Source organism: Arthrobacter sp. NPDC080082 (assembly GCF_040686595.1).
Taxonomy (GTDB): Bacteria; Actinomycetota; Actinomycetes; order Actinomycetales; family Micrococcaceae; genus Arthrobacter.
Map to the genome: position 1 here is coordinate 423,690 of NZ_JBFBKQ010000002.1, position 19,464 is coordinate 443,153.

Annotated in this window: 16 protein-coding genes; 12 read left to right on the forward strand and 4 right to left on the reverse strand. The window is 69.2% G+C overall.

Going from position 1 to position 19,464, the window contains the following annotated elements:
- The first annotated feature begins 426 nt into the window (after nucleotides 1-426).
- The 5 genes from AB0O44_RS06340 (at nucleotide 427) to AB0O44_RS06360 (ending at nucleotide 5,948) form a co-directional block, all read left to right on the forward strand.
- Nucleotides 427-1,515 carry a PhoH family protein gene (locus AB0O44_RS06340; protein WP_364135588.1) on the forward strand — a complete coding sequence of 363 codons (1,089 nt, stop codon included), beginning with the start codon at nucleotides 427-429 and terminating at the stop codon, nucleotides 1,513-1,515.
- Nucleotides 1,512-1,985 carry an rRNA maturation RNase YbeY gene (gene ybeY, locus AB0O44_RS06345; protein ID WP_290257784.1) on the forward strand — a complete coding sequence of 158 codons (474 nt, stop codon included), beginning with the start codon at nucleotides 1,512-1,514 and terminating at the stop codon, nucleotides 1,983-1,985. Before AB0O44_RS06340 ends, ybeY begins: the two co-directional genes overlap by 4 nt.
- The gene (locus tag AB0O44_RS06350; RefSeq protein WP_364135593.1) at nucleotides 1,982-3,313 is read left to right on the forward strand and encodes a hemolysin family protein; all 1,332 of its coding nucleotides are present in this window, start codon (nucleotides 1,982-1,984) and stop codon (nucleotides 3,311-3,313) included. Before ybeY ends, AB0O44_RS06350 begins: the two co-directional genes overlap by 4 nt.
- Entirely contained in the window at nucleotides 3,297-4,256 is a 960-nt protein-coding gene (era, locus tag AB0O44_RS06355; RefSeq protein WP_364135596.1) for a GTPase Era, read from the forward strand. The genes AB0O44_RS06350 and era overlap by 17 nt, the downstream gene beginning before the upstream one ends.
- 105 nt (nucleotides 4,257-4,361) lie before the next feature.
- Entirely contained in the window at nucleotides 4,362-5,948 is a 1,587-nt protein-coding gene (locus AB0O44_RS06360) for an LCP family protein (protein ID WP_364135599.1), read from the forward strand.
- Nucleotides 5,949-6,026: 78 nt separating this feature from the next.
- Here the strand turns inward: AB0O44_RS06360 and AB0O44_RS06365 are convergent, their stop codons facing one another.
- Nucleotides 6,027-7,979 (reverse strand): M13-type metalloendopeptidase, encoded by a 1,953-nt coding sequence (locus AB0O44_RS06365; protein WP_364135602.1) that lies wholly within the window; start codon nucleotides 7,977-7,979, stop codon nucleotides 6,027-6,029.
- A 254-nt stretch (nucleotides 7,980-8,233) separates the two neighbouring features.
- Between AB0O44_RS06365 and leuA the strand changes: the two genes are divergently transcribed.
- The 3 genes from leuA (at nucleotide 8,234) to AB0O44_RS06380 (ending at nucleotide 11,694) form a co-directional block, all read left to right on the forward strand.
- Entirely contained in the window at nucleotides 8,234-9,973 is a 1,740-nt protein-coding gene (gene leuA, locus AB0O44_RS06370; RefSeq protein WP_364135605.1) for a 2-isopropylmalate synthase, read from the forward strand.
- Between the two features lie 120 nt (nucleotides 9,974-10,093).
- Complete coding sequence (recO, locus tag AB0O44_RS06375; RefSeq protein ID WP_364135608.1) at nucleotides 10,094-10,849, forward strand: DNA repair protein RecO; 756 nt, start codon at nucleotides 10,094-10,096, stop codon at nucleotides 10,847-10,849.
- Nucleotides 10,850-10,851: 2 nt separating this feature from the next.
- Entirely contained in the window at nucleotides 10,852-11,694 is an 843-nt protein-coding gene (locus tag AB0O44_RS06380; RefSeq protein ID WP_364135611.1) for an isoprenyl transferase, read from the forward strand.
- Here the strand turns inward: AB0O44_RS06380 and AB0O44_RS06385 are convergent.
- Together AB0O44_RS06385 and AB0O44_RS06390 are read right to left on the reverse strand one after the other, a co-directional pair.
- Complete coding sequence (locus tag AB0O44_RS06385) at nucleotides 11,664-12,644, reverse strand: alpha/beta hydrolase (protein WP_364135822.1); 981 nt, start codon at nucleotides 12,642-12,644, stop codon at nucleotides 11,664-11,666. The two genes, AB0O44_RS06380 and AB0O44_RS06385, sit on opposite strands and share 31 nt — an antisense overlap.
- Nucleotides 12,645-12,688: 44 nt before the next feature.
- Nucleotides 12,689-14,389 carry an FAD-binding dehydrogenase gene (locus tag AB0O44_RS06390; RefSeq protein ID WP_364135614.1) on the reverse strand — a complete coding sequence of 567 codons (1,701 nt, stop codon included), beginning with the start codon at nucleotides 14,387-14,389 and terminating at the stop codon, nucleotides 12,689-12,691.
- 79 nt (nucleotides 14,390-14,468) lie between these two features.
- Here AB0O44_RS06390 and AB0O44_RS06395 point away from each other — a divergent pair, with 79 nt between their 5' ends.
- A complete protein-coding gene (locus AB0O44_RS06395; protein ID WP_364135617.1) occupies nucleotides 14,469-15,542 on the forward strand; it encodes a quinone-dependent dihydroorotate dehydrogenase in 1,074 nt (357 codons plus the stop codon).
- Between the two features lie 111 nt (nucleotides 15,543-15,653).
- Here the strand turns inward: AB0O44_RS06395 and AB0O44_RS06400 are convergent, their stop codons facing one another.
- Nucleotides 15,654-16,247: a DUF3043 domain-containing protein gene (locus AB0O44_RS06400; protein WP_364135620.1), complete on the reverse strand. Its 594-nt coding sequence runs from the start codon at nucleotides 16,245-16,247 to the stop codon at nucleotides 15,654-15,656.
- Between the two features lie 152 nt (nucleotides 16,248-16,399).
- Between AB0O44_RS06400 and AB0O44_RS06405 the strand changes: the two genes are divergently transcribed.
- From AB0O44_RS06405 to coxB, 3 genes are all read left to right on the forward strand, one after another.
- On the forward strand, nucleotides 16,400-17,833 hold the full coding sequence (locus tag AB0O44_RS06405; protein ID WP_364135622.1) for a dipeptidase: 1,434 nt from the start codon (nucleotides 16,400-16,402) through the stop codon (nucleotides 17,831-17,833).
- A 160-nt stretch (nucleotides 17,834-17,993) separates the two neighbouring features.
- The gene (locus AB0O44_RS06410; RefSeq protein ID WP_290257796.1) at nucleotides 17,994-18,383 is read left to right on the forward strand and encodes an iron-sulfur cluster assembly accessory protein; all 390 of its coding nucleotides are present in this window, start codon (nucleotides 17,994-17,996) and stop codon (nucleotides 18,381-18,383) included.
- A gap of 205 nt (nucleotides 18,384-18,588) precedes the next feature.
- On the forward strand, nucleotides 18,589-19,461 hold the full coding sequence (coxB, locus tag AB0O44_RS06415) for a cytochrome c oxidase subunit II (protein ID WP_364135625.1): 873 nt from the start codon (nucleotides 18,589-18,591) through the stop codon (nucleotides 19,459-19,461).
- Nucleotides 19,462-19,464 lie beyond the last annotated feature (3 nt).

Here is a 19,464-nt window from a genome sequence, read left to right on the forward strand (position 1 = left end):
GTGGTCGTTGATGTGCGGGCCGTCGCCGGCCGGGACCGATAGGCCCAATCCAGCATGGCACAGGGGAAGTGCACGCCGGCGGGGAAGCGGGGCACCCGAACAAACTGCAACGGGAACGATATGAGGCCGATATGAAGTTGATACCTAAAGCCGGCTAACCGCTGCCGCCACGGCGTCGACGGGACGTCGAAAAGGGCGTCGGGCGGGCCACCGGAAGGCGCCGTGGAAGCGGCCGGTGGCGACGGCGGCCCGGCGTTGGGGCGCCCCGTCCGGCCGGGCTTGGAGCGCGGCACGGCGGCGGTCTCCTGACGTAAGATGGGAGGACCGCCGGACCCGGCGACGCCGCACCTCACGGCGGCGAGACGGGAGCGGCGGCGACGGAGCATATTCGAGCTGGAGGGAACCAGAGGCCCGCGGGCCATCACCATGACTGAAGCAGCCAACGGCAAGGCCCGGACCACCGCGGGCGAACGCACCACCGGGGAATTTCCCCACTCCATCCCAGGCGTGCGGACGGAGGTCGTGGTCTTCGAGAACTCGGGCCAGATGGTGCAGTCGCTGGGCAGCCACGACGAGGCGCTGCGCTTCATCGAATCCCAGTACCCCGGCGTCGACTTCCACGTCCGCGGCAACGAACTCTCCATCAGCGGCCCGCCGGCGGACGTCCCCCGGATCATGCGGCTCCTGAACGAGGTGCGCGGCCTGGTGGCCCGCGGCACGGTCATCACCCCGGCCGTCCTGCAGCAGCTCGTCTCCATGCTCCGCAGCCAGTCGCTGCAGAACCCGGTGGAGGTGCTGACCACCAACATCCTCTCCAGCCGCGGCAAGACCATCCGGCCCAAGACGCTGAACCAGAAGAACTACGTGGACGCCATCGACGCGAACACCGTGATCTTCGGCATCGGTCCCGCCGGCACGGGCAAGACCTACCTGGCCATGGCCAAGGCCGTGCAGGCGCTGCAGCAGAAGGAAGTCAGCCGGATCATCCTCACCCGCCCCGCCGTCGAGGCCGGTGAGCGGCTCGGCTTCCTGCCCGGAACGCTGAGCGACAAGATCGATCCCTACCTGCGGCCGCTCTACGACGCGCTGCACGACATGATGGACCCGGAGTCCATCCCCCGCCTGATGGCCGCGGGCACCATCGAGGTGGCCCCGCTGGCCTACATGCGCGGCCGGACCCTGAACGACGCCTTCATCATCCTGGACGAGGCCCAGAACACGACGCCGGAGCAGATGAAGATGTTCCTCACCCGCCTGGGCTTCGGCTCCAAGATGGTGGTCACCGGCGACATCACCCAGGTGGACCTGCCGTTCGGTACCCGGTCCGGCCTGCGGATCGTCGAGGACATCCTGCAGGGCATCGAGGACGTCAACTTTTCCGTCCTGGACGCCGCCGACGTCGTCCGGCACCGGCTGGTGGGCGACATCGTCAACGCCTACAGCGTCTGGGACGAAACACAACGAAACCGGGTCAAGCACTCCGTCGCCCGGGACAACCGGGGAGAACACGCATGAGCATCGAGGTCAACAACGAATCCGGCATCGCCGTCGACGAGGCCGAATTGGTGGCGCTGGCCCGATACGTCTTCGAACGGCTCTTCATCCACCCGCAGGCGGAGCTGTCCATCCTGCTGGTGGACGAGCCCGCGATGGAAAAGCTGCACATCGAACTGATGGACGAGCCTGGTTCCACCGACGTCCTCTCCGTCCCGATGGACGAGCTGACCCCCGGCACCCCGGACAAGCCCACCCCGCAGGGCATGCTCGGTGACATCGCCATCTGCCCGCAGGTCGCCGAGATCCAGGCCCAGAACGCCGGCCACTCCACCCAGGACGAGATGCTGCTCCTCACCACGCACGGCATCCTGCACCTGCTCGGCTTCGACCACGCCGAGCCGGAGGAGAAGGAAGAGATGTTCGGCCTGCAGCGCGAACTCCTCTCCGGCTTCACCGGCCGGGAAGCCCCGGCAGAGACGATTCAGTGACCCCACTGATCCTGGCCGGCATGTCGCTGGTCTTCCTGAGTTTTGCCGCGCTTTTGACAGCGGCCGAGGCAGCCTTCAACTACCTCCCTCGGCACGACGCCGAGGCGGCGGTGCTTAACAGCCGCGGCACCGCCCTCAAACGGATCCTCGCCCAGCCGGTGGCGCACATGCGCGCCCTGCGGTTCTGGCGGATCTGGTTCGAGATGGCCTCCGCGGTGGCCGTGACCGTGCTGCTGCACAGCGTGCTGGATAACGTCTGGCTGGCCGGCCTGATCGCCACCGGCATCATGGCGATCCTCGGCTTCGTGATCGTGGGGGTTTCCCCGCGCCAGCTGGGCCGCGTGCACTCCGCCGGGCTGGTGCGTTTCTCCGCCCCGCTGATCCGTTGGCTCTGCTGGGTGCTCGGCCCCATCCCGGGCTGGCTGGTCACCCTCGGCAGCGCCGTCGCCCCCGGCGCCCCGGCGGACAATGAGGCGTTCTTCAGCGAAGAGGAGTTCCGCGAACTCGTCGAACGCGCCAGCGAATCCGAGGTGATCGAGAACGACGAGGCGGAACTGATCCAGTCCGTCTTCGACTTCGGCGACACCCTGGTCCGCGCCGTGATGGTGCCCCGCACGGACATCCTCACCATCGATTCCGGCTCCAGCCTGCACCGCGCCATGTCCCTGTTCCTCCGCTCCGGCTATTCCCGGATCCCGGTGATCGGCGAGAGCACCGACCAGGTCCTCGGCATCGTCTACCTCAAGGACGTCGCCGCCGTGATCCACAACCTGGAACCCGGCGTCGAACCGCCCGCGGTGGACGCCCTCGCCCGCGAGGTGCGCTACGTTCCCGACTCCAAGCCCGTCAGCGAACTGCTGCGCGAGCTGCAGAAGGAATCCACCCACGTGGCCATCGTCATCGACGAATACGGCGGCACCGCCGGCCTGGTCACCCTGGAGGACCTGATCGAGGAACTCGTCGGCGAGATCGTCGACGAATACGACACGGAGTCCGCCGAGGCCGTCGAGCTGGGCGACGGCACCTACCGGGTGAGCGCCAAGATGAGCATCGACGACCTGGGCGAGCTCTTCGACCTGGAGCTCGACGACGACGAGGTGGACACCGTGGGCGGCCTGCTCGCGAAGGCCCTGGGCCGGGTCCCGATCGTGGGAAGCACCGTCACGGTCGACGGCGTGACCCTCCGCGCCGACCGGCTCGAGGGCCGCCGGAACCGCGTCAGCCACGTCATTGCGGCGGCAGCGCCAAAGGAAGACACTGACCTTGGAGAGCTACTCGACGAGGCCGACACAATGCAACAGGGAGTTCCACGTGAGCAAGCAGAATAAGTCCGACGGCGGAGCGCCCTACGGCGGGTACCGGGCCGGGTTCGCGGTGCTGGTGGGACGCCCCAACGCCGGAAAGTCCACCCTGACCAACGCCCTGGTGGGGCAGAAGGTGGCCATCACCTCCGCCAAGCCGCAGACCACCCGGCACACGATCCGCGGGATCGTGCACCGCGAGGACTCGCAGTTGGTCCTGGTGGACACTCCGGGCCTGCACCGGCCCCGCACCCTGCTCGGCAAGCGCCTGAACGAACTCGTGGCGGACACCCTGGCCGAGGTCGATGCGATCGGTTTCTGCCTCCCGGCGAACGAGAAGATCGGCCCCGGCGACAAGTTCATCGCCGCCCAGCTGGCCGCCCTCGGCCGCAAACCCGTGATCGCGCTGGTCACGAAGGCGGACACGGTGGACCGGCAGGCCCTCACCGAGCAGCTGCTCGCCGTCGCCGCCCTGGGCCGGGAGGTCCTCGGGGAGGAGGGCTGGAAGGGCATCGTCCCCGTCTCCGCCGCGGACGGTTTCCAGGTGGACACGGTCGCCGATGTGCTGATCAGCCACATGCCGCCGTCGCCCCCGCTCTACCCGGACGGCCACCTCACGGACGAGCCCGAGGCCGTGATGATCGCCGAACTGATCCGTGAGGCCGCGCTCGAGGGCGTCCGTGACGAGCTGCCGCACTCCCTGGCCGTCGTCGTGGAGGAAATCGTGCCGCGCGAGGACCGTCCCGAGGACCGTCCTTTCCTGGATGTCCGGGTCAACCTGTACGTCGAACGGCCCTCGCAGAAGGCCATCATCATCGGCAAGGGCGGCGCCCGGCTCCGGGAAGTCGGCACCAACGCGCGAAAGGGCATCGAGGCGCTGCTGGGCGCGCGGATCTACCTGGACCTGCACGTGAAGGTCGCCAAGGATTGGCAGCGGGACCCGAAGCAGCTGGTGAAGCTGGGCTTCTGACCCTCCCGGCCGGCCCCAACCCGCGCAGGGCGGGGGCCGGTCACAGCTTTTCCGCCGCGGGGCACTAAAATGGGTAGACCCACTCCGCGACGGAAGGCACCATCCGTGGTTCGACCCCGTGACAACCGTTCAGACGGGACCGTTCCACCGGCCCGGTCAGGCGCCGCTGCCCGGCACGCGGATGACCCCTCCGTCGGGCCCGCCCGGCACCTGGGCGCAACGCACCGGACCCCCACCTGGCTGAAGGCCACCACCATCGTGATCTCCGTACTCCTGGTGGGCGTGATCGCGTTCGGGTCCTACTGGTTCATCCGGCTGCAGGGGAACATCAGCAAGCAGGCCCTCGGCGCCGGCAACGGCCGCACCGAGGACGCCGTCAACGAGGCAACGGACAGGATGCAGATCCTGATCCTGGGCTCGGACACCCGCGACGGCAAGAACTCCGAGTACGGCAGCGCCGAGGACTCCGCCGGCTACGGTCACTCCGACGTGATGATGATGATGGACATCTCCGCGGACAACAAGCGCGTCAGCGTCATCAGCTTCCCCCGCGACCTCCTGGTGGACATCCCCAAGTGCGTGGACCAGAAGACCAAGAAGGAATACCCGGCCCAGCGCCAGGCCATGATCAACTCGGCGATGTCCGAGGCGGGCATCGGCTGCGCGGTGGACACCGTCAACAAGCTCACCGGCCTCGAGATCGACCACTTCATGATGGCCGACTTCAACTCCGTCAAGGAACTCTCCAACACCGTCGGCGGCGTGGACGTCTGCGTCAGCGACGCCGTCTACGATCCCGATTCAGGCCTGCGGCTGCCCAAGGGCACCTCCAAGGTCCAGGGCGAGCAGGCCCTCTCCTTCGTCCGGACCCGGCACGCGTTCGGCGACGGCGGCGACCTCGGCCGGATCAAGGCCCAGCAGGGCTTCCTCTCCTCCCTGGTCCGCAAGATCAAGGATGACGGCACCCTGACGAACCCGGGCCGAATGCTCGGCATCGCGGACGCCATCACCAAAAACCTCACGGTGGACGATGGACTGGCGTCCGTGCCCACCCTGCTCACCGTCGGCAACCGGCTGAAGAACATCGACATCAGCAAGGTCGCCTTCGTTGCCACCCCCACAGAACCGGCCGTCTCGGACAGCAACCGCCTGCAACTGGCCGAACCCGCGGCGTCCCAGCTCTTCGCCGCACTCCGCAGCGACGTGGACCTGACCGACCCGAAGGCCCCGGCCTCGGCCGCCCCCACCGCGGGGGCCAGCGACGCGGCGTCGTCCGCTCCCGCACCGGCCGCCACGAGCGCAGCCGCCTACAACAAGGCCGCGCAGCCGGTCACGGTCGCCAACGGCAGCTCCAACGCGGCCAACGCCGCGAAGGCGGTGGCCGCCTTGAACGCCGCCGGTTTCACCCAGACCGCTCAGTTCACCGCGCCCGCCGTCGCGTCCACCGCCGTGTACTACGGCGGGAACTTCGCGGACGTCGCCGCGGACGTCGCCGCCCTGCTGGGCGTCCCGTCCTCCAAGGTCCTCCCCGCGGCGAACGTCACCGGCGTCCAGGCCTACCTCGGGGCCGACTACGCGGCCGGCGCGCAACCGTCCACCTCCGCGTCCGCGCAGCTGCCGCCGGACATCGTGAACCAGACGGCCGGCGACACGGTCTGCCAGCAGGTCAACCCCGCCATGATCGTCCGCTGACCGGACGGTCACGGCAGGTACGCAGGAGGCCCGGGCGTCAAAGCCCGGGCCTCCTCGTGTATCGACGTGCCTGTCAGGTCACCAGATGCTGACGCGCTCCGCGGGGGCGAGCCACATGCCGTCCCGTTCCGTGGTCCCGAACGCCTCGTGGAAGGCGTCCAGGTTCCGGGCGATCTCGTTGGTGCGGAACTCGTTGGGGGAGTGCGGGTCGGTCGCGAGCCGCTTGATGGCCTCCTCGCTGCGGATCACCTGGCGCCAGACCGCCGCCCAGGATGCGAAGAACCGCTGTGCCCCGGTCAGGCCGTCCAGCACGGGGGCCTCCTGACCGTTGAGGCTGATCAGGTAGGCCTTATAGGCGATGGTCAGGCCACCGAGGTCGCCGATGTTCTCGCCGAGGGTCAGCTTGCCGTTGACGTGCCGGCCGGAGGCCTCGGCGGGGGAGAGGGCGTCGAACTGGGCCACCAGCTTCGAGGTGAGGGCCTCGAACGCGCCCCGGTCCGCCTCGGTCCACCAGTTGCGCAGCAGGCCGTCGCCGTCGTACTGGGAGCCCTGGTCGTCGAAGCCGTGGCCGATCTCGTGCCCGATCACCGCGCCGATGCCGCCGTAGTTGACGGCGTCGTCCGCGTCTGCGGTAAAGAACGGCGGCTGCAGGATCGCGGCCGGGAAGACGATCTCGTTCAGCAGCGGGTGGTAGTAGGCGTTGACCGTCTGCGGGGTCATCAGCCACTTCTCCCGGTCCACTGGCTTGCCCACCTCGTCCAGGTGCCGGTCGACGTCGGCGTTGTGTGCGCGCTCCACGTTGCCGAGCAGGTCGTCCTTGTCGATCACGACGGCGGAGTAGTCGATCCACTTCTCCGGGTAGCCGATCTTGGGCCGGAAGGCGTCCAGCTTCTTCAGCGCCTCCTGCTTGGTGTCCTCGCCCATCCAGGACAGGCCGGTGATGGATTCGCGGTACGCCTCGATCAGGTTCCCCACGAGGACCCGCATGCGTTCCTTGTGCGACTCCGGGAAGTGCCGGGCCACGTAGATCTGCCCCACGGCCTCACCAAGGGCGGCCTCGACGACGGCGACGCCGCGCTTCCAGCGGTCACGGTTGCGCGGAGTGCCGCTGAGGGTGGTGCCGTAGAACGCGAAGTTGGCGTCCACGAACGCCGACGACAGATACGGGGCTGCGGCGCTGACGACGCGCATCGCCAGCCACTCCTGCCAGGTGCCCAGCGGCACCGTCTCCAGCAGCGACGCCGCGCCGGTGAAGAAGTCGGGGGTGCTGACCACCAGCTCGGCGCGCTTGTCCTCGTCGATGCCGGCGGCGTCGAACCAGTCGTTCATGAGCGGGAAAAGCCCGGCCACCTCGTCGGCGGTCTTGAGGTTGTAGGTCTTCTGCGGATCGCGCAGGGACACCTTGTCCCAGTGGTGGGACGCCAGGGCCGTTTCCAGTTCCACCACGCGCCCCGCGGCGGCCTCCGCGTCGGCGACGCCGGCCAGTTGCAGCATGGTGCGCACGTGCTCCCGGTAGGAGGTGACCGTGGCGGCGAACTGTTCTTCCCGGTAGTACGACTCATCCGGGAGGCCCAGGCCAGCCTGCCCGGTGTAGAGCAGGATCCGGTCCGGGTTCCCGGCATCGGGAGCCGGGTAGATGTAGAACAGTCCGGACACGTCGGCACGGAACAGGCGGCCGGCCAGCCGCAGCAGCTCGGCGACGGACTCGGTGGCGGCGACTTCGGCCAGCCGCTCCCGGATCGGTTCGGCGCCCTTGGCCTCCGCGGCGTCCTCGTCCATGAAGCTGTTGTAGAGGTCGCCGATCTTGCGTTCGATGCCGCTGGCCTCCGTGCCCCGGCCGCCGGCGGCCAGGATGATCTCCTGCACCGCGAGCTCCGCGCCGTCGCGGAGGGCGGTGAAGGCACCGTCCAGCGGCCGGTCATCGGGGATGGTGGCGGACTTCAGCCAGGCGCCGTTGAAGTGGCGGTACAGGTCATCCTGCGGCCGGACGGCGGCGTCGATGGTGGACTGGTCAATCCCGGAAAGCGGCACTGCGGCTCCTTCTGTTCAGGCGCCGCCGCGGGCGTGATGACCGGGCCGGCGTCTGCATGGTGGACGTTGCTGGGGGTATCGCTCCTTCATCTTACGCACCGTGTTATCGTGAAAATGTGCGTGCAGAACTGCTTCTTCTTAGCTGCCGCGGCGGGGCCTCAGACGCGATCTAGCGCAAGGCCAAACCTCGCTGCGGAGTTTGTGTTGCCCGGCCACCCTTTCATCAGGAATCACAGAAAAGGCCCCGATAAGTAATGCGAAACGCACAGCAGCCCTCAGGTATGCCGGTCCACCGCTACGTCCCGTTTCAGGACCTGATCACGGTCGAACTGCCGGACCGGACCTGGCCGGACAAGGTCATCACCACGGCCCCGCGCTGGTGCGCCGTGGATCTCCGCGACGGCAACCAGGCCCTGATCGATCCCATGAGCCCGGCCCGCAAGATGAAGATGTTCGACCTGCTGGTCCGGATGGGCTACAAGGAAATCGAGGTCGGCTTTCCGTCGGCCTCGCAGACGGACTTCGACTTCGTCCGCCAGCTCATCGAGGGCAACCACATCCCGGACGATGTCACCATCCAGGTCCTGACCCAGGCCCGCGAGCACCTGATCGAGCGGACCTACGAATCCCTGGTCGGCGCCAAGCAGGCGATCGTGCACCTGTACAACTCGACGTCGGTCCTGCAGCGCCGCGTCGTGTTCAACCAGGACGAGGACGGCATCCTGGACATCGCCCTGCAGGGTGCCCGGCTGTGCAAAAAGTACGAGGAAACCCTCGCCGACACGCACATCACCTACGAGTACTCGCCCGAATCGTTCACCGGCACCGAGCTGGAATACGCCGTGCGCGTCTGCAACGCCGTCGCCGACGTCTTCGAAGCCTCCGCGGACCGCCAGGTGATCATCAACCTGCCCGCGACCGTCGAGATGGCCACGCCCAACGTCTTCGCCGACTCGATCGAGTGGATGAGCCGCCACCTGCACCCGCGCGAGGGGATCATCCTCTCCCTGCACCCGCACAACGACCGCGGCACCGGCGTCGCCGCCGCCGAACTGGGCTACCTGGCCGGCGCGGACCGGATTGAGGGCTGCCTGTTCGGCAACGGTGAGCGGACCGGCAACGTTGACCTTGTGACCCTGGGCCTGAACATGTTTGTCCAGGGCATCGACCCGATGATCGACTTCTCCGACATCGACGAGGTCCGCCGCACGGTCGAATACTGCAACCAGCTGCCGGTGGCCGAGCGCACCCCGTACGGCGGAGACCTGGTCTTCACCGCCTTCTCCGGTTCCCACCAGGACGCTATTAAGAAGGGCCTGGAGGCCCTGGAGCGCGACGCCGCCGCCGCCGGCAAGGACGTGGCCGACTACGAATGGCAGGTCCCGTACCTGCCGGTCGACCCGAAGGACCTGGGCCGCAGCTACGAGGCCGTGATCCGGGTGAACTCGCAGTCCGGCAAGGGCGGCGTGGCCTACCTGCTGAAGAACGAGCACAACCTGGACCTGCCGCGCCGGGCCCAGATCGAGTTCTCCGGCGTCATCCAGCGCCGCACCGACGCCGTGGGCGGCGAAGTCAGCGGCGCCCAGCTGTGGCAGGTGTTCCAGGATGAGTACCTGCCCTCCTCGGCCGCCGAGGGCCAGTGGGGCCGCTACGCGCTCGGCGCGGTCAGCACCGAATCCGACGAGGACGGCACCATGACCCTCACCGCCGCGCTGAAGGTCGACGGGAAGCCCCTGCGGCGCACCGGCACCGGCAACGGCCCGATCGCCGCGCTGCTGAGCATCCTCCGCGAAGACGGCGTCGACGTCCGCGTCCTGGACTACAGCGAGCACGCCCTGTCCGAGGGCGGCAGCGCCCAAGCCGCCGCGTATGTCGAATGCGCCGTCGGCGAGCGGGTCCTCTGGGGCGTGGGCATCGATGCCAACACCTCGATGGCCTCGCTGAAGGCCGTCATCTCCGCCGTCAACCGCGCCATCCGGGACGCCCGCGGCTAACTGCACCAGCCCGCCAGCCCTGCGGCTGCGCCGTCGGAAACTCTCCGGCGGCGCAGCGCTGTTTCCGCGGGCGGACGGCCCGTGGCGGCGATTACGCGAAGTCAGTGCGAAGATAAAACTGTGGCTCAACCATCCTCCTACGCCGCGCGCGCCTACCGGGACGACGCCGTCGTCCTGCGCACCCATAAGCTCGGCGAGGCCGACCGCATCATCACGCTGCTGACCAAGCACCACGGCCAGGTCCGCGCCGTCGCCAAGGGGGTCCGCCGCACCAGCAGCCGGTTCGGGGCCCGGCTGGAACCCTTCATGGTCGCGGACCTGCAGCTGATCTCGGGCCGCACCCTGGACGTGGTCACCCAGGCCGTCGCGAAGGGCGCCTACGGGACCGGCATCGCGGCCGACTACGGCCGCTATACGGTGGCCGCGGCGATGACGGAAACGGCCGAGAAGCTCACCGACGTCGACGGCGAGGCCGGCACCGCGCAGTACAACCTGCTGGTCGGGGCGCTGGCGTCGCTGAGCCGCGGCGACCACGCCTCGGAACTGATCCTCGATTCCTACCTGCTCCGCGCGCTATCCACCGGCGGCTGGGCCCCCAGCTTCACCGACTGCGCCCGCTGCGGGGCGCCGGGCCCGCACACGGCCTTCTCGGCACCCCTGGGCGGGATGGTCTGCCCGGCCTGCCGCCCGCCCGGATCGCCCGCGCCGGCGCCGGAAACCGTCGTCCTCCTCGGCGCCCTGCTGACCGGAAACTGGACTGCCGCGGACGCGTCCGTGGCCGTCCACCGCCGTGAGGCGGCCGGCCTGGTGGCCAGTTACCTGCAGTGGCACCTGGAGCGTGTCCTCAAATCCCTCAAGCATGTGGAGCGAACCTGACCGTGGCCCTCGGCAAGAAGAAAACCCCCACCCCGCAGCGCACCACCCCCGTGGTGGCCCCTTACCCGCACCCCTCCGGCGCGGTGCCGCCGGCCATTCCGGCCGAGCTGGTGCCGCAGCACGTCGCGATCGTCATGGACGGCAACGGCCGTTGGGCCAACCAGCGCGGACTGCCGCGGATCGAGGGGCACAAGGCGGGGGAGCCGGCGCTGCTGGACGTGGTGGCCGGGGCGATCGAGCTCGGCATCAAGCACCTGAGCGTGTACGCCTTCTCCACCGAGAACTGGCGGCGTTCCCCGGAAGAGGTGCGCTTCCTGATGGGATTTAACAAGGATGTGCTGCGTCGCCAGCGCAACCAGATGAATGAGTGGGGCGTGCGGATCCGCTGGTCCGGCCGGCGGCCGCGCCTGTGGGGCTCGGTCATCAAGGAGCTGGAGGAGGCCGAGGAGTTCACCCGCGGTAACAGCACCTGCACCCTGAACATGTGTGTTAACTACGGCGGCCGCGCGGAGATCGCCGACGCCGTCTCGGCGATCGCCGAGGAGGTGGCCGCCGGCCGGCTGAAGCCCTCGGCTATCTCCGAGAAGACCATCCAGAAGTACCTCGACGAGCCCGACCTGCCGGACGTTGACCTGTTCCTTCGCAGCTCCGGCGAGCAGCGCCTGTCCAACTTCCTGCTCTGGCAGTCCGCCTACGCCGAGTTCGTCTTCCTGGACACGCTCTGGCCGGACGTGGACCGCCGGACCCTGTGGGAGGCCGTGGAGATCTACGCCCGGCGTGACCGTCGCTACGGCGGTGCCGTGGACGCCGCGGCTCAGCCGGCGCCGCCCTCCTCAGGGGCGTAGGCCGTCATCCAGCGGGCCAGCCGGGCGTAGGCGTCCGCCCGGACGCCGGGGGCGGAGAGGAAGACGTCGTGCAGTGCGCCGTCGATCCTCTCCAGCGTGACGGTCCGCCCGAGGCTCAGGGCGCGCAGGGCGATGGTGTTCACGTCCAGCACGGCGTCGGTGCGGCGCATGGATTCCTTCCAGAACATGCCGTTGGCGCTCGCCCCGGAGATCAGGACCAGGATGGGCACGTCGATGTTCAGGCCCCGTGCCACCCGGGTCTGCCCGGACAGGACGGCGCTGAGCCAGCCGGCCCGCACTGGAAAGGCATGCGGCGGCCGGTAGGCGTCGTCGAGCAGCCACTCGCCCTCGGCGGCGCTGCTGATGCTGCGCCAGTAGAACGGCCGCGCCGGCAGCCGGATCACGGACTCGGGCCGGAACCGGGCGAGGGGTTCCACCATGGTTCGGGCCGCGCGGCGGAGGGCGGGGGTGCCGTGCATCTCCAGCCACGGGCTGTCCAACACCAGCTGCGCGGCGTTTCCCGGGTGGCGGCTGGCCCACAGCGCCGCGATCAGGCCGCCGGTGGAGTGGCCCATCAGCGTGACCGGGTACCGGCCGCCCGCCCCCATCGACCGGACGATCGCGATGGCCGTCGTGATCTCGGCGTCGTAGTCGGCCAGGTCCGCCACGTAGCCGCCGTGGGTGCCCGGCCGCAGGCTGCGTCCGTGGTTGTGCATGTCCAGGGCGAAAAAGTCGAAACCGTGCCCGGTCCAGAATTCCGCGAGCTCCTCGTTGAAGAAGTAGTCGCTCCAGCCGTGTAGGAACAGTACCGCCCGGCGCGGCCGCCGGCCTGCGCCCAGGGAGGGGACGTGACGGACCAGCGTGGCTTCGCGTTCGACGCCGTCCGGGCCGGCCGCGGTGAAAGTGCACGCGGCGAAATCCTCGCCCAGGATGTCCTGCTGCCACTGCAGCCCCTCGTCGGCCACCGTCCGTCCTCCCTGCGCTGGATGTCTGCCTAGGCCACGGCCGCCGCGGCGGCGCGCCCGGCGGCCCGCCCGGAGAACAGGCACCCGCCCAGGAACGTCCCCTCCAGGGCGCGGTAGCCGTGAATGCCGCCGCCGCCGAAACCGGCCGCCTCGCCGGCGGCGTACAGCCCGTCCACCGGGGCGCCGGACGCGTCCAGGACCCGGGACTGCAGGTCGGTCCGGATCCCGCCCAGGCTCTTGCGGGTCAGGACCGAGAGCCGGACGGCCAGCAGCGGGCCGTGCCGCGGATCGAGCAACGGGTGCGGCGGTGCCACGCGCATGAGCTTGTCCGTGGCGAAGCGGCGGGCGGCGCGGATGGCGGCCAGCTGCGGGTCCTTGCCCAATCCGCTGGCGAACTGGCGGTCGCGGGCCCGGATGGTGCGCTCGAGTCCATCCGCGTCGATCAGTCCGCCGCCGGCCAGCTCATTCATCCGCCCGGCCAGTTCCCGCGGGGTGCCGGCCTGCAGGAAGTCGACCCCGCGGTCCAGGAACCGCTGCAGGGGGTTGTCCGGGGAGGGCCGCCGCCGGGTGGCCAGCAGGCGCAGGTCCTTGCCGGTGAGGTCAGGGTTTTGTTCCGAGCCGGAGAGGGCGAATTCCTTCAGCGCGATGCTGCGGTTCAGCACGAACCAGGAGTGGGCGTACCCGGTGCCCAGGATGTGCCGGAGCGCGCCCAAGGAGTCGAAACCCGGGAACAGCGGAGCCGGCAGCGTCCGTCCGGTCGCATCAAGCCAGAGCGCGGACGGGCCGGGCAGGATGCGGATGCCGTGCCGGGGCCAGACGGGAGAGTGGTTGTGGATGCCCTCGGGGTAGTGCCACATCCGGTCGCCGTTGACCAGGGTTCCGCCGGCCCGGGACACTGCCCCCAGGAACTCTCCATCCACGGAGGCCGGCACCCCGGAGAGCATCTCCGCCGGGGCGTTTCCGCCCGGCCACTGGGCGCGTACGGCCGAGTGGTTGCCGCCGGTTCCGCCGCTCGTGACGATCACCGCCGCCGCGGAGGCCTCGAAGCTGCCCGCCTCTTCCCGGGAGGACTGTTCGCCGCGGGCGGCGGTGCTCGGTGCGAGCACGGAGCCGTGCACCCCGGTGACCCGGCCCGCCGTCGTCGTCAGCCCGGTGGCACGGTGCCGGAAATGGAAGCTCACCCGCCCGGCGGCCTGGCCCTCCCGGAGCTTGGCCAGGAATGGTGCCACGATTGCGGGGCCGGTACCCCAGGCGACGTGGAAGCGGGGCACCGTGTTGCCGTGGCCGTCAGGTCCGTAGCCGCCGCGTTCGGCCCACTGCACGAGCGGGAACAGTCCGACGCCGAGGGCGGCCAGCCAGGAGCGCTTCTCACCGGCGGCGAAGTCCACGTACGCCTCGGCCCACTGCCGGGCGGAGGCGTCCTCCTCGCGGTCGAAGCCGGCCGACGCTAACCAGTCGGCGAGGGCCAGCTCGGCGCTGTCCCGGACGCCCAGGCGGCGTTGTTCCGGGGTGTTGACCAGGAAAAGCCCGCCGAAGGACCAATGGGCCTGGCCGCCCGCGGAGGCCTCGGGTTCCTGGTCCAGCACCGCCACCCGGCGTCCCGCCGCGTACGCCTGGGACGCGGCGACCAGCCCGGCCAGGCCGGCGCCCACCACCAGCACGTCCGCCTCAATCCGGGCGGGGGAGGGGGAGCCCGGGGAGCGGGCGGGGACTGCTTCATCGCGGGTCATGGCATCATGCTAGCGCCCGGCCCGGGACACCCGCCCGCGCCGGTTGGCTTTGTCGCGCCGGACCCGGAAAACTAGGACCATGCGCCTTTACCCCACCTTCTTCCGGCTTGCCTTCTCCTGGATGGACGCCGAGCGTGCCCACAAGATCGGCTTTCAGGGCATCCGCCTCGCCCACCGCTGCGGTGCGGGCCGGCTGCTGCAGCGGCTCACGGCACCGGCGCCGTCGCTGCGGACCGAGGCGTTCGGCCTGACCTTCCCTTCACCGTTCGGCCTGGCCGCCGGCTTCGACAAGGAGGGCCACGGCATCGAGGCCCTCACGGACCTGGGCTTCGGCCACATCGAGGTGGGCACCATCACCGGCCAGGCCCAGCCCGGGAACCCGTCGCCGCGGCTGTTCCGCCTGATCGAGGACCGCGCCGTGATCAACCGGATGGGCTTCAACAACGACGGCGCCGCCGCCGTCGCTCCCCGTCTCCGTGCCGCACGCGCCGCGCTGCAGCGCCGCTACCGGACCGTGCGGCCGGTGATCGGCATCAACATCGGCAAGAGCAAGGTGGTGGAGCTCGAGGACGCTGTCGCGGACTACCTCATCAGCGCGCGCAGCCTGGCGCCGGCCGCGGACTACCTGGTGGTCAACGTCAGTTCCCCCAACACCCCCGGCCTGCGGCTGCTGCAGGACGTCGGGACCCTGCGCCCGCTGCTGACCGCCGTGGGGGAAGCGGCCGACGCCGCCGCCGGACGGCACGTTCCGCTGCTGGTCAAGATCGCCCCGGACCTCAGCGACGAGGACATCGACGACGTTGCCCGGCTGGCGCTGGACCTGAAGCTCGACGGCATCATCGCCACCAACACCACCATCGGGCGGACGGGGCTGGCCTCCGACCCGGATGCCGTGGAGTCCTGCGGGGCCGGGGGTCTCTCCGGCGCGCCGCTGAAGAAGCGGTCCCTGGAGGTCCTGGCCCGGCTGAAGGCGGCGACCGGCGGCGCGCTGACCCTTGTCTCGGTGGGCGGGGTGGAATCGGGCGAGGACGTGCGCGCCCGGCTCGAGGCCGGCGCCACCCTGGTCCAGGGGTACACCGCGTTCCTCTATGAGGGGCCGTTCTGGGCGGCGCGGATCAACCGGTATCTGGCCAAGCACCCCGTCCGTCGCTAGGCGAAGAGCCCCCGCGGGACACGCGACGCCCACCCGGGCGGCAGCACCCACAGATGCGAAAGACCCCCGGCAGCGAGGCTGCCGGGGGTTTTTAGTGGGCGGGTGGTGGGGTCAGGCCGGGTACTCGCCGCGGCCGACCTGGGGCTTGGGCATGCGCAGGCGGCGGAACTGCAGCGAACGCATCGAGCCGTACCAGACCGTGCCGCGTTCGACGTCGCCGAACTTCTCCGTCAGGCGCTTCTTCAGCTTCCGCGACAGGAAGAAGACGTCGACGAAGACGGCCAGGAACATCACCCAGAAGGCACCCAGGACGTAGATCATCTGCTCGCTGCTGGCGGGCACCAGCAGGGAAATAACCACGAAGACCAGCGCACCGAACATCAGGTATTCGCCCAGGCTGTAGCGGGCGTCCACGTAGTCACGGGCGAAGCGCTTCTGCGGGCCCTTGTCCCGGAGCGGGAGGAACTTCTCGTCGCCGGTATCCATGGCCTGGCGCATCTTCAGCCGCTGCTCGGCCACCGCGGTGCGCTCCGCCGCTCGCGAGGCCTTGCGGTCCTGCGGCACCAGGGGCCGCTTGCGGGCCGCTTCCTGCGCGCTGCGCTTCGGGGTGGGCGCGCCCTTGCCGGCGGTGGGGGTTCGAGCCGCGGCCACCCGCTGGTCAACTACATCCTGCGCCGAGGGCGCTTCCTTTTTCCGTCCAAACACCCCTACAGACTACCCTGCAGGGGTGCCGTTCCCGGCCCGATGACGCGGCGGCGGACGCGGGCACCGGGACGCGTGCCGGCGCCCGCACCGTGCCTACGGTGGGGCCTGTGGTGCTGTTTGAGGTGATCGGGGACACGGGTAGTGTTTTGGCCATGACTTCATCACCCGCGGGCACCCCGCAGCATTCAGCAGGCGGCAACACCCAGACCGTCGATACCGCAGCCCTCCGCCAGGCCGTCACCGAGGCCTTTGACGCCACCGTCGAGCAGCTCAAGGCACTCGTCGCGATCCCCGGCATCGCCTGGCCCAGCTTTGATCCCGCTCCCTTGAATGCCAGCGCCGACGCGGTGGCCGAGCTGGTCCGCGGCAGCGGCTTCGATGATGTGCGCATCCTGCGCTGCGACAAGGAGGACGGCACCCCGGGCGGACCCGCCGTCGTCGCACGCCGTCCCGCCGCGGCCGGCAAGCCAACCATCCTGCTTTATGCCCACCACGACGTCCAGCCCACCGGCGACCTCTCGCTCTGGGAGACCGAACCGTTCACCGCCGTCGAGCGGGACGGCCGGCTCTACGGCCGCGGCGCCGCGGACGACAAGGCCGGCATCCTGGCGCACGTCGCCGCCTATTCCGCGGTCAGCCGGGTGCTGGGGGAGGAGCTGGGCCTCGGCGTCACGTTCTTCTTCGAGGGGGAGGAGGAGGCCGGCTCGCCGACCTTCCGCGCATTCCTGGAAACCCACCAGGAACTGCTGCGCTCCGACGTGATCGTCGTTGCCGACTCCTCTAACTGGAAGGTCGGCATCCCCGCCCTGACCACCAGCCTCCGCGGCCTCGTGGATGGCACCATCGAGGTCAAGGTCCTGGACCACGCGGTGCACTCGGGCATGTTCGGCGGCCCCGTGCTCGACGCCCCCACCCTGCTCTCCCGCCTGATCGCCACCCTGCACGACGACGACGGCAGCGTCGCCATCGAGGGGCTGGTGGGCCGGGATGACGCCGCCGTGGACCTGACAGAGGAGGAATACCGCAAGGACGCGTCCGTGCTCGACGGCGTCAAGCTCGCCGGCACCGGCAGCATCGCCTCGCGCATGTGGACGAAACCCGCGCTGTCCATCATCGGCATCGACGCCCCCGCTGTGAACGTCGCCTCCAACACCCTGCTGCCGCGCGCCAAGGCCAAGTTCAGCCTCCGCCTGGCCCCGGGCCAGAACCCGGACGAGGCCATGGACGCGGTCCGCCGCCACGTGGAGGCCAACGCCCCGTTCGGCGCCCAGGTGGTCTTCACCCCGGGGGAGACCGGCAGCGCCTTCATGACCGACACCTCTTCCCCGGCGGCCCGGCTGGCGATGTGGGCCCTCGGCGAGGCCTGGGGCGTGCCGGCCGTCGAGACCGGCATCGGCGGGTCCATCCCGTTCATCGCGGACCTCACCGAGCTGTATCCGGACGTCCAGATCCTGGTTACCGGCGTCGAGGACCCGGACTCCCGCGCCCACAGCGCCAACGAGTCCCTTCACCTGGAGGACTTCCGGAACGCGATCATCGCCGAGGCGCTGCTCCTGGCCCGGCTGAACGCCGAGGGACTGGCCTGATACCGGCCCTTCGGGGAACATCCGGCGGACGCAGACGGTTATCCCAGGAGTTAGAGCTACAGCACTGATCGACGTAGCATGTAGCTATAGCCCATACCGTTAAAGCAGGGGCTGGCGCCGCCCGGGCGGCGCCGCTCCGACCGTCGTCAGAAGGTAGGCCATGAGCACTACAACCAATGAAACCAGCACCGACACCGCAGTCCAGGAGAGCCAGGAACTGGCCAGCCACGAGGTGCAGCTGACCGACGTCGCTGCCGGCAAGGTCCGCAGCCTGCTGGAACAGGAAGGCCGCACCGACCTGCGCCTCCGCGTCGCCGTGCAGCCGGGCGGCTGCTCCGGCCTGATCTACCAGCTCTACTTCGACGAGCGCCTCCTCGAGGGCGACGCCGTCCGCGACTACGACGGCGTCGAGGTCGTCGTAGACAAGATGAGCGTGCCGTACCTCAGCGGCGCGAGCATCGACTTCGAAGACACCATCTCGAAGCAGGGCTTCACGATCGATAACCCCAACGCCGGCGGCTCCTGCGCCTGCGGAGACTCCTTCCACTAAGGTCAATGGCCGGGCTTTCAGCCCGGCCATTGTTCCGTCCGGGGACCCTAACGCGGAAACCCCGAAAAAGGTGCCGGACCACGGCGCGGACATGTGGGCGAAAACTCCCAGGGAGCGGTAAGCTCTACACCGAGTAGTAAAACTTTTAGTGTGCCCGGATCGTTGTATGCGGCCGGGCGACAGCAACAAGTAGGAAGGGCCGTCTGTGAGTTCGCAGAACCGAACCGGCAGCCGACGCAAACAGATCACTTCGATCACTGGCTTGGCACTAGCCGGCGCGTTGGCTTTGACTGGATGTTCACCAGAGGTACAGAAAGGGTGGCTGCCGACCGAGCGCGGCACCACCAACCACACTGACCGCATCATGGACCTCTGGGTCAACTCATGGATTGCAGCCCTGGTCGTTGGCATCATCACCTGGGGCCTGATGATCTGGTGCATAGTCGCCTACCGGCGCCGCAAGGGCACCGTCGGGTTCCCCCGCCAGAACAGCTTCAACCTCCCGCTCGAGGTCTTCTACCTGACGATCCCGCTCTTCATGGTCCTGGTGTTCTTCTATTTCACCGACAGCGACCAGAAGGCAATCGACGACCGCAGCCAGCCTGCCGACGTCGTCGTCGACGTCCGCGGCAAGCAGTGGGCCTGGGACTTCAACTACAAGAAGGGTGACGTCGTCACCGAGGACGTCCACGAGGCCGGCGTCCAGGCGCACCTGACCGGCACCGACGTCGACAAGGAAAAGCTGCCGACGCTGTACCTGCCCGTCAACAAGTCCGTGGACCTGGAGCTGAACTCCCGCGACGTCATCCACTCCTTCTGGGTTCCCGCCTTCCTGCAGAAGCGCGACATGATCCCCGGCAAGACCAACTACATCCGGTTCACTCCCACCAAAGAGGGAACCTACGACGGCAAGTGTGCCGAGCTCTGTGGTGAGTACCACTCCGAAATGCTGTTCCGCGTGAAGGTCGTCTCCGAGTCGGAGTTCGCCGCCCACATGAACCAGCTCCGCCAGGACGGCAACACCGGCCTGCTCGGCGAAGAGTACGACCGCAACCCGGCCCCGACCGAGAACAAGTAAGGG

Excerpts from the sequence above, each read along its gene's own strand:
- AB0O44_RS06340 (WP_364135588.1), top strand. The coding sequence starts at position 427 with ATGACTGAAGCAGCCAACGGCAAGGCCCGGACCACCGCGGGCGAACGC.
- ybeY (WP_290257784.1), top strand. The coding sequence starts at position 1,512 with ATGAGCATCGAGGTCAACAACGAATCCGGCATCGCCGTCGACGAGGCC.
- leuA (WP_364135605.1), top strand. The coding sequence starts at position 8,234 with ATGCGAAACGCACAGCAGCCCTCAGGTATGCCGGTCCACCGCTACGTC.
- AB0O44_RS06390 (WP_364135614.1), bottom strand. The coding sequence starts at position 14,389 with ATGACCCGCGATGAAGCAGTCCCCGCCCGCTCCCCGGGCTCCCCCTCC.
- AB0O44_RS06395 (WP_364135617.1), top strand. The coding sequence starts at position 14,469 with ATGCGCCTTTACCCCACCTTCTTCCGGCTTGCCTTCTCCTGGATGGAC.
- AB0O44_RS06405 (WP_364135622.1), top strand. The coding sequence starts at position 16,400 with ATGACTTCATCACCCGCGGGCACCCCGCAGCATTCAGCAGGCGGCAAC.
- AB0O44_RS06410 (WP_290257796.1), top strand. The coding sequence starts at position 17,994 with ATGAGCACTACAACCAATGAAACCAGCACCGACACCGCAGTCCAGGAG.